Below are 10,488 nucleotides of genomic sequence, written 5' to 3' on the forward strand. Positions count from 1 at the left end.
AGTGAACGCCTTGGCCGTCGTACGATGCCGATTCTTGAACGCTTCATCGGCGACCAGGCGCCGCGTCGTTTCCAGGGATTGCACTCGTTTCAAAGGGGTCATGCAAAACTCTGGATTGTCGCAGAAACCGGGCGCGGGAGCCTAACTTAATGGCAGTGACGTCAGAGCACCGGAAAGCACCGCCCCCCCAGAGCCGTAATCAGCTCGGCGTCCAGGGCTGCTCCTCGAGCTTTTGGTCCCGGCGTTCCTTCCTCGAGCGCGGCCGCTCCTTCGATTTGACGCGCTCACGCCAGAGCTGTGGATGAGAGAACCCCTGCCAGCCCCAACGCAGCCAGTCCAGCAGTCGGAAGGCGAGCCATAGAGCCCAGGCGAGCATCAGGGCGCGATAGACCCACATGGGCGCGGAGAACACCCACAGGTCGGGAAGCAAGGGCCCGGCCCGATCCTGATACCAGCTCAAGAGCGTTCCCGAAGACCCATTGCCGACGATCTGCATGTCGGGGCTGCCCAGAAGCCCTTGCTGCACGGCCCCGACGAGCGCCATCAGCGCCAGCATCGTGAGCAAGGCCAGGCCGATCTGGGTGAGGTTGAATCGCCAAGGCGCTACCCCCTCGTCCAAACGCCGCCGCAGACCCAGGGCAAAGATCCAACCGGTCACCACCAGCACCACCCAGATCTGGGCGAGCGTGAGACCAATGCTCAACAGCAGCCAGTCGTGGGCGCGCAAGGGCGTGAGACGGCTGCGGCCAAGGACCAGGGCCAGCCCAGCCATGACGATGAGCACACCCCAGAAGAGCACGGCAGGCCCGACCTCCGGACCAGCGACCATGAGCACCCAGCGATCAGGGGGCAGACCCAGGGTCTGGGAGACATTGACGGCGGTCGTCCCGAGATCCGGCACGCTGGGCTGGAAGCTGGCCGTCAACAGCTGACTGCTGTGCCAGAGCATCCTCACCTGCTGCGCGCCCGGCACCAATGGCAGCTCGACCTCAGCGGTAGTGGCCGGCAAGGGGAGACGGCGGCCGTCAACCGCAAGCGCTCTCAATTCCGCGCCCTCGGGTAGGCGAATCCGATGACGCCCGCCTTGGCTGCTGCGCGCGCTCAGTTCCAAGGTTGCGTCCGAGCCGCGCCGACCCGGCTCGACGCGGTAGTCGACGCGGTCGATGGTGAGTGTCGGACCGGGCACCGCCTCCGGCCGGGTAAAGCGCAGCCGCAGCCGCTCACCGGGCAAGGGTCTCCAGCTCGGCAGCCAGCGGTCCGCATCGCTGCGCTGATGCACCGGCGGAATGCCCTCGGTCTCGAGGTGCCAGAGTGTGCTCACGTCCAGCTGCCAAGACTCCGTGAGACGCTCATCGGTCGTCGCCCGCAGCTCCAGACCCGACACTGGCTCCAGGCTGGAGACCCAGCCGGTCTCCATCTGACCCGGTGCAAGCGCCACCTTCACCAGGTCGCCGTCCACCTGAGTGCCGGGTGTCTGAACGCGCTCGCCCTGCAAGAGCGCGACAGGCAAGAGCGCGGGAAACTCGCGTGAGGAAAGCCGCCGAATCCTGGTCTCGACGCGCCAATCCACGCCGATGAGCAGTCTTCGCTCCACCAGCAACAGCGTGGGCAGCGCGGTCTGGGCCAAGGGCTGCTCGACCGCGTCCCGGCTATCCGCGACACGCAGCAACTGGATCTGCTGTCCCGGCCGACCGGCCTCGTCAAGGCCCTCGATGCGCCAACCCTCGGACTGCGACGTCACGAATCGCGGCGCCAGCGGCAGCGGAACATCCACGCTACTGGCTTGCGGCAGTACCCCGCTCAGTATCAGGCGATGACGACCCGCCGGGACCGGCACCATGAGTTGACCGTCCTGCGCCCGTCCAAGCCAATCGATCACGACGCCGTCCAGGCGCAGCTGGCTCGGGGACCAGCCGCCGCGGCCACCGGGAACCGGGACCGCGAGACCGGCCTGAGCATCCAGCGTCAGCGCGAGCGTCAGTTGGTCAGGCGTGGCGCGGATCTCCATGCGCGGCAGATCGAGACAACTTGGCAGACAGGCGGGCGGCTCGAGCAGACGCGCGCGTAGATCCTGGAGGAGTTCGGGCGAAGGAAAGTCTTCGGCCTGCGCCGGGCCAGGCTGGACCATCGCGGCCAAGGCGCAAGCGACGAGCATCGCCGGCAAGCCCGCCGCTCGACCAGGCGCGCGCAGCACACCCGCCAGACGCAGGCCGAGCAAGACCACCAGCAGACTCCCGACGAAGGCGAGAACGCGGTTTCCGACCGGATCGAGCAGCCAGAGGCGCGCCTCCTCGGCTTGATCGACCGGCCCCTTCCAGACCAGTTCGAAGGACTTGAACTGCCAAGTCGGAATCCCTTGGCCAGTCTGCACCTGGGCATTAGGATCGATTCTTTCCAAGGGGCTGGGCGCTGGCGCCAAGGGGCGTGAGAGCGGTAGCGAAGCCCGACTCTTCGCGAGGTTGACGTCGGCCTCGCCCAGCACCTCGTCGGCCATGAAGCTCGGCGCCGCCGGCTGCCCTGCCCCGCTCACCGCGCTGCCCGTCTGACGCCAGCTCGCGCCGCCCCCGCCGTCCCAGGGCGTGCGTTCGAGATGTGGATAGAGACCGCTACGGACCTCGGTCACGAGGAATGGGAGGGCAATGACCAGCAAGGCGACCAGACTCAGCCGCCGGTACCAGAGGACCAGCCAGCGCAGCCGCGACAGCCCGGCCTGCTGCGGCTTCTCCGGGAGCAAAGGCAGCAGGGCAGCCGCCGCCAGCACATGCAGCCAGACCAGCTGAGGCGCGCCCGGCGCCTGCCACGTCAGCGCAAGCGCGGCCAGCGCCAGTCCGCCCCAGGGCCAGCCCCAGATGCGGCCGATCCCGACGGTCAGAATCAGCACTAGGAAGAGGTCGAGCAGGGTCCAGCGGTAGAGCCAGCTGTCCGGGAGATTGTCGACGCCCGAGACCGCGAGCAAGTCCCATCCGGGCGGGAGGTGGAGGCGACTGCGGGACTCCTCCAGCGGCATCGTCCAGCCCGACGCGGGCAGGCGCGCGGGCTCGGATTCGAGGCGCCCGTCAGCGACCAGGTCGAGCGTCCCCTGGCGCACTTCCACGCCGGATGCGGCAGCTGTCCCCAGCCGGGTGATGAGCTGCGGCGTCCCGTCGATCCGCACCTGCCCCAGCTGCAGCTGCGTGCTCGCCTCCAGGCGCGAGCTGCGCCTGAGCTGCCCGCCGATGCGGTCGCGCACACTGTAGCCCTCGCCGTCGAAATCGAGCCACAGCTCGCGCGACAGCTTGAGCCGATCCGGCTCGGGCTCCGCGTCGCCGCGACGCTGCTGGGTCAATTGCATGCGAGCCGCCGCGTCAACCAGATAGACCGGCAGCTTTGACCAGTCCGGCGGCAGACGCGTCTGTCGCGGGTCAATCGGTGTCACCCCGCCGATCTCGACCTGACGCAGCTCCGGATGCCGCTCGAAGACCCACACCTCCGTCTCCGGCCAGTGCGCCGTGCGCGGGCCGCGCTTCAGTTCGGTCACGTCGCCCAGGTGATAGCTCGTCGTCACCAGCTGCCAACGTCCAGGACGCACCTGAGCGCGCAGGACGCCGTCCGGCTCCAGGCGCGCCGGCAGATCGCTCTCGAGGCTCAGCGGAATACCGCCGGCGAGCGTCACTGGGCCTAGCTGGACCTCGCGCGCGCGCCCCGAGACCTCGAGTTCCAGCCGGGTCGACACCCGCAAGGGCATCAGGTCATCGACCCGGCGATAGACCTCGAGCCTCAGGGCATCGCCCTCGGCCGCCGCTGCCGACTGCCCCGGTTCGCGCAGCCAGAGGCGACCATCCCGCTCCAGTCGCGGTCGTGCCTGGACCTGACCATCCAGCGTCAGATCGACGAGTCCGGCCGCTTTGGGCAGAACGATCGACTCCGGGCGCTGCTGCCATGCGAAACGCCCCGTCAGCTCATGACGGCCCGGCGGCAGCCGCACGACAGGACCACCGTCACGCAAGACGGCGGGCGCGGCCGCAGCCCCGTCGAGGACGTCCAGGGGCCAGGTCTCGGCAGACCCGGGAAGCGGCACCCAATCCTCGGCATAGAGCTGCCAGGACTGCTCGAAACGACCGCCCTCGACACCCAGCTCCAGGCGCAACCGCCCAGGCCAAGCGCAGATGCTCGTCCCGTCCGGTCCGGAGAGCGGGCAGGCACGTCGATCCTGGCCCTCTGGGCCTTGCTTCAGCACCCAGGGAATCCAGGGACGCAGCGCGGCCGGAACCTCTACCTCTGTGATCTGAGGCGACGGGGCTTCGACCTCGACTGGCACCATGGGCTCGGCCCCCTTGGCGAGGCCCGCGATTTGGAGCAGTGTTAGGAGCAAGGCCCCCGTCCAAGCGAGCCGGCTCTGACGAACCACCGACGGCGTCAGTGCATGTGAAGCAAAGTCACGAGACATGGTGTTGGCCTCCCCTGGCGAGCCGCTGGCACTATGTTGGATCCGCCACCCACTCGGCGCAAGCCGAGCCTGCGTCGGGCGCAATCACCCATCACGGACACCGAGGAGACACAGCCCCATGTCGAGCGCACCCCTGGTCAAAAGAGCCTGCCTCGCCCTTCTGCTCGTCGCCTTGCCGCACTGGTGCCTGTCGGCCGACGACATCCCGAGTGCAACAGACGCCTGCGCCCCGGGTGAAAAGGAGACGACGCCCTCGAGCGCCTTCACCTTGATCGAGGAAGGCACGGCGGTCCGACACGAGGAAACGACACTGGAATGGAGGCGCTGCGCCGAGGGACAGCGCTGGGACGCCGAAGCGAACGGCTGCCGCGGACGCCCCAAGTCCGCTTCATGGGACAAAGCCCAGAAGCTGGCGCAGGAAGCCGGTGGAGAATGGCGCCTGCCGAGCGGCAAGGAACTCCTGAGCATCGTCGAGCGCTGCCACTTCGGGCCCGCGATCAACCCCCAGGTCTTTCCCAATACCCCCTCGGGTCTCTTCTGGTCCGCATCGACCGACACGGGCGGCCTGGATCGCGCCTGGTGCGTGAGCTTCTTCGGGGGTCAGTACTATCGGGCGGGCAAGACGCAGAGCGGCCGTGTCCGCCTGGTACGGGGCGAGCTAAAGGAAACTCAAGAGCCTTAGAAAGACGATGGCCTACCAGGGACGGTATTCCAGCCCGGGGATGGCCTCGCGGTCGAAGACCTCGGGGAGCGCCATCATTAACCCCTTGAGTTCATCAATGCTCAGATAGCGACCGTAGGACGCCTTGGCGGCATCAATGGGGAGTTCCACCCAATAGCGCTCGCTGTCAGGCTCGCAGAGGACCTGCAGGACGTTCTCTTGGGCGTCGATGATCCCCAGATAGTCGTCCGCAGTTTGGAGCCTTGGTAAGAGCTGCTCACAGATGGCCTTGGCGCTCATTTCCACGGCGCTGGCCGAAGAGATGGCATCTCCAGAGCGATCGAACAAATAAAAGACGCGATAGTGCATAGTCGCGGGTCATCGCTCCATAAAGATCGACTCAGTGCGTCCTTCGGGAACGCTGATTGATCGCCGCTCCCTTGCGGGGCAGGTCTGCTCCGCCATGTCCGAGCACCCCAAGCGCCCGAAGACGACGCGGCGAGGCGCCCTGTTCTCGAGTCGCGAACGAACGACTTTCATCGACATCTCCACCGGAGACGCCTATCAGCCATCGACGCACCACCTGGCAGCCGCCGGCGCACGATCCCGTCTACTCGAGAAAGAAGGGTGCGGCACGCGGGAGCTCCATCCTCATCGCCCCGCTCGCCCCAGGCGCACTGCCGATCAGGGATCCGCCAACACCATGTTATGATCCCGGTTTCAGGTGCAGGTGGGATTTATCCCTAAATCCACTCAAGCTTTGAAGTATAACCTGGAAACTCTCTGCCGATCACAACGAAGTGACCTGTCGCCGCTTCGGCGTGCGGGCATTTTCACGGCGCACCAAGGTCAAACGACTGACTCTCGTCCTCAAGAGCCTCTGACCACGTGTCCGCACCGCCTCCCGCCCCAAACACTGAATCCGCAACGCGGCGCTTTCGAGCGCGTATCTTCAAGCCCGCCGAAGGGGTCTTCCTCTTTCACCCGCGCGCCATGGAGCGCCTCATCGCGGAGCACCTAGAGGACCTTGGACACAGCGGCTCGGTCCCACCCTTGCCCTTCTACTTGATGCCGCGCCGCGATTTCCTGCGCGGGCTGGAGTCGGAGAATCCCGAGGCGCTCGTTGTCATCGAGGGTCTCAATCTGCCGGAGCAGATCATCCTGCTGCCCATGCCGCTCGACCTGCAGCCGGACGAGGCAAGCATGACGCGGCTGCTCCGAGACTACTGGGCACGACGCTTCGAGGGCGAGGTCGGGCGCGCCTGGGACATGGCTCGGCATGACAACCAAGATCAAGAGGAGTACGGCCCGCACGGGCTCCGCGCGCTCATCGGCGAGATCGGCTTCGTCGAGATTCGGGAGGTTCTCGAACACGACGGTTTGATCCCCAGCGGACTCGATGACGCGACCCTATGCCGGGCATTCGTGGCGCTCGTCACCCGGCTGCGCTACTTCTGCCCAGGCGTGCGCGGCTTCTTCTTCCCCGCGATTCGCGATTGGGGCCAGCTGGATGCCTGGCTGGTGGCCAGCGGACTCAGCCTACCGCCCCCCAAGACCAAGGGACGCCTGCCGCAGCTGCTGGAGCGTTCGCGTCCAGAACAGCGCTGCGGGCACCCGACGCGCTATCCGCTGCTGCCGGACGAGTTGCCCTACGGCTGCTCGGACCCTGACTTCAGGCCGTCACAAGCCAGCGACAGGTCGACTGCCGCCCCCTGGGACCTCGATGAAGAGCAGCGTCTTGCCGAAGCCGCAGAGGATACGGCGCTGCTTGGCTCAGCAGAGATGGCGGCGCCGGAGGCACGTTGCCTGGCCGCGCTGCGGCAAGGCCTTCAGCTCCCGCGCCTGGGTTGGCGTGTTCGCGCCCGTGATTGGATCGTCGCTGTGCTCGCGCCGCTGCTGGAGATTGTGCTTGGCCTGCCAATGCTGGCGCGCCGGCGCAACGCCGCGCCACGACCCGCGCGCGGCCTCAGACTCGCGCTCTATCTGCTGCTCTTCAGTCACGCGGTGCGGCGTGCCCAGCGCGCCGAACTCGCGGACCGCTACGCCACCGCCATCCGCGATCTCGCGGTCGCCGAACGGCGCTTCCTCGCCATGGGCGAGCCCTGTGCTCCCGCAGCGCATGGCGTTCGCGCCATTCTCACCCAGCGCAGACTCGACGCCGAAGAGGCGCTCAGCGATCTGCTGGCGGCCAAGTGGAAATTGAGCCCCGACGAAGGTGCGGCGCTCGGTATCCTCATCAAGCGTCTGGGCACCAGCATGCTCGGCAGAGGGCGCTCACGCACCCGCCGAGCCATTCTCAAAGACCTTGAGCGGGTCCTCCAGGAGAGCCGGACGACCTACTATCAGCTGCGGCCCTTCGTCTGGGCGATGACGCTGGGACGCCTGCCCATCCGCCAAATCCTGCCCTTCCAGGCCAGCCTCAAGGCCCTGCGCGCACTCGACGGGGCGCTGGCGCGCATCGAGCGCCTCGGCTGGCCGATTGCCGAGCTGGAGCAATCCGTCGCCCCCCTGCAGGCGCTCTCGAGCCGCATCTCCGATCACCTCGAGCAACAGCTCAAACCGCTCCTGAGCCGCGCCTTGCGCGACGCGGGCTTCACGCCCAGCGCCCATCGCGAACAGGTCGCCTTTCACAAGCTGCTGCGCGAGCTGCTCGACGTCATCAAGCGGCGTCGTCATCTCAAGTTCACCGACACGCGCGACGTCGTCGCGCGCAACGTGCTGCGTTTGCCGGATCTCTCGCTGCGGGAGCTGCTGCGCGGCGATCGCCTCGCACGCTTCGACCGCAGCGCGGCACGCGCCCTCCCCGGCGTCTACAAGCGCGGCGAGATCTATATCAAGGGGCTGCAGCAGCTCAGCGCCCCGCTGTTCGGCACGCCTCCTGGGCGTCTGCTGCTGCGCCACCTCATCTTGCCCATCGGCCTGTCATTTCTCGGGCTCAAGACGCTCGACGTCGTCATCGGACTCTTTTCATCCGACAAGCCAGATTTCCAGTTCGCAAGCCTGCTCCCGGTGGCCGGCATTGCCCTAGCCTTCAATGCCATCGCCTATACGCGCATCGGGCGCATCGGCATGCGCGGCTTCTTGCATGGCCTCTGGTGGGGCCTGCGTCTGCTCTTCTATGACGGGCTACGGCGCCTGCTGCGCTGGCGCCCGGTCAGCCGGCTGCTGGATACCGAGATCATCCGTGCGTTGGACCGCAACCTGCTGCGGCCCTTCCTCATCGGCGCCCTGCTCATGCTGCCCGTGCTCGGACTGGCCAGCCTGATCGACGGCGAGTGGATCCAGCCCAATGTCTCCATGATCGCGCTGACCCTGGCGCTCGGCGTGCTCGTGCGCAACACCTCGGCCGGCAGGCGCTTTCTAGATGACATGGCAAGCACGTCCGGCCGCCTTCTGCGCCGGCTGAACCAGACCCTGATGCTGGGCCTCGTCAACGAGCTGATGCGCTTCTTCAAGGAGCTGACCCGGCGTTTTCAGCAAGGACTCCATCGCATTCAGGAGCGACTCAGCCACTATCTCGGCGAGTCGATCCTTCAGCTCATTCTCAAGTCGCTGTTAGTCCCCATCTGGCGCCTGCTCGAATCCCTGATTCAGTTCTATGTCACCGTGCTGGTCGAGCCACAGATCAATCCCATCAAGCACTTTCCGGTGGTGACCATCGCGCACAAGGTGATGCTGCCTTTCCTACCATTGATTACGGGCTTCCTGATAGGCGTACTCGAGCCGGTGCTACCCAAGTGGATCGCCCTCCCCTTTATCACCCTGACGGTGCTTCTGCTGCCGGGACTGGGCGGCTTTCTCGTCTGGGAGCTGAAGGAGAACTGGAAGATCTACGCCGCCAATCACAAGGCTTTTCAGCCAGACTTTGATCTCCGACGCGCCCTCAAGCCCTTGACGCGTGTCGATCTGGCCAAGGCTCCGGTCGAGCCAGCCGTGGTCGGCAGTCATGGCGAGACGCTGCACAGTTTTCTGCGTCGGGGCTTCCATTCCGGCACCCTCCCCAAGGCCTTCGACCGCCTGCGAGCTGTCCTGCGCGGCCAGCTTCGGAACGAGGTGAGCGCGGCGCACAAAGTGCGCGACGCCCAACGGCACCTCGCCGAGATCGAGCACACGCTGCTGCTCTTCTGCGACCGCGAACTCGGCTATGCCTTGAGACTGCGCTGCGAAGACCCCGGCTGCAGCCTGGCACGCATCGAGACAGGACGCCCAAGACTCTCGACAGCCTGCTTCGAGCTGACGCTAACCCTTGAAACGAGGGGCAAACCGGAGCCGCGCAAGCTCAGACTCTGGCTGCGCATCTGGCTGAACGAGCCCGAGCTGCACCTGCGCGCCGAACTCAGCGGCCCCCGCGACGCCTTGGGCGAGCGCTGCCGAGCCTTCATCCGTGAAGACCTGGAGATCTTCAGCGGGCGCGCCGGAGTAACGCAACGCTCGATCGAGGTCGGCGCCCCGCTGAGATCCGTCCCCATCTAGCGAGGCTTCGCCTCAGACCGACGCGTCATGCCATCGGGATCGGTATCGGGATCGCTATCGTCGGTTCGATACCGATTCCGACGGCCTTGGATGGTCGGACGTTTCATCGAAATTTGACTCATCTGCAAGCATTTTGCGCCCTCAAGGATTCTAGTTTTCCGAGGTACCCGCGAACTCGGGCAACGTCCGGGAAAGACTCTAGTGAATTTCGCGATTCCCTCGACCCAGATCACGTTTCACGAAGGATGATCTTGAGTTCTGCCAGCAATATATTAGGATATAGTTATATAGTGATCATTGGAGTTGAATCATGACTTCCTGCAGCCTTATGCGTCGCGCCCTTACCTCTTCCTCGCTCATGCTCGCGTTGGGAGTCTTGCTGCTCTTGGCTGCCGAAACGACTGGGATCATGGTCCCGGCGGCCCAACTTGCCCTGCTATTGGTCCTCGGTGGTGCCGCAGTGATGGGCGTCTCCTTCGTGGTCGCGGCGCTGCCAGCCGGCGCACGTTGGCTGAGCAAGTGCCAGCACTGAGCGTCAGCCGCGCAGAAAATGAGGCGGTCGTCGTAGGCGTGATGTCAGCGTCACCTCAAACGCGAGACGGGTGAAACCACTCTTGAGGTCGCTCCGAGGACCGGGGCTGCCTCTGTTCGACCACGCGAAGACCGCATCCCACCAAGATTCACCCTCGGCAACCCGACCGACTACATCCTTTGGCGAGCGAAATGTCCGAGGTCGGGCTCAGAGGCTGTCTGAAAAACCTCAAGGGGCGACTTTAGAGGATATCCGGAACAGAATTTGCTTCACCTTTAGGTTTCTTGGAGTTTTCGGAATAAGATTTCTGCGCAAGCCAGCTGAATCAGTGCCAAGTAGTTTTGCAACTGGCAAACATAACGGGTACGAATCGCCCGAAATCCTTTCAGCCAGGCG

The 10,488-nt window shown here is 65.6% G+C and carries 5 protein-coding genes; 3 read left to right on the forward strand and 2 right to left on the reverse strand.

Annotated elements, in window-relative coordinates:
- Positions 1-199: 199 nt before the first annotated feature.
- Positions 200-4,426 carry a hypothetical protein gene (locus tag G3480_RS23160; protein WP_164656521.1) on the reverse strand — a complete coding sequence of 1,409 codons (4,227 nt, stop codon included), beginning with the start codon at positions 4,424-4,426 and terminating at the stop codon, positions 200-202.
- A 118-nt stretch (positions 4,427-4,544) separates the two neighbouring features.
- Here G3480_RS23160 and G3480_RS23165 point away from each other — a divergent pair, with 118 nt between their 5' ends.
- Entirely contained in the window at positions 4,545-5,108 is a 564-nt protein-coding gene (locus G3480_RS23165) for an Lcl C-terminal domain-containing protein (protein ID WP_164656523.1), read from the forward strand.
- 12 nt (positions 5,109-5,120) lie between these two features.
- Here G3480_RS23165 and G3480_RS23170 read toward each other — a convergent pair whose 3' ends face one another.
- A complete protein-coding gene (locus G3480_RS23170; RefSeq protein ID WP_164656525.1) occupies positions 5,121-5,456 on the reverse strand; it encodes a hypothetical protein in 336 nt (111 codons plus the stop codon).
- Between the two features lie 519 nt (positions 5,457-5,975).
- Here G3480_RS23170 and G3480_RS23175 point away from each other — a divergent pair.
- Together G3480_RS23175 and G3480_RS23180 are read left to right on the forward strand one after the other, a co-directional pair.
- Entirely contained in the window at positions 5,976-9,560 is a 3,585-nt protein-coding gene (locus G3480_RS23175; RefSeq protein WP_164656527.1) for a sulfite exporter TauE/SafE family protein, read from the forward strand.
- A 310-nt stretch (positions 9,561-9,870) separates the two neighbouring features.
- Positions 9,871-10,092: a hypothetical protein gene (locus tag G3480_RS23180; RefSeq protein ID WP_164656529.1), complete on the forward strand. Its 222-nt coding sequence runs from the start codon at positions 9,871-9,873 to the stop codon at positions 10,090-10,092.
- The last annotated feature ends 396 nt before the right edge of the window (positions 10,093-10,488 follow it).

The organism is Thiorhodococcus mannitoliphagus (genome assembly GCF_010915725.1).
Lineage (GTDB): Bacteria > Pseudomonadota > Gammaproteobacteria > Chromatiales > Chromatiaceae > Thiorhodococcus > Thiorhodococcus mannitoliphagus.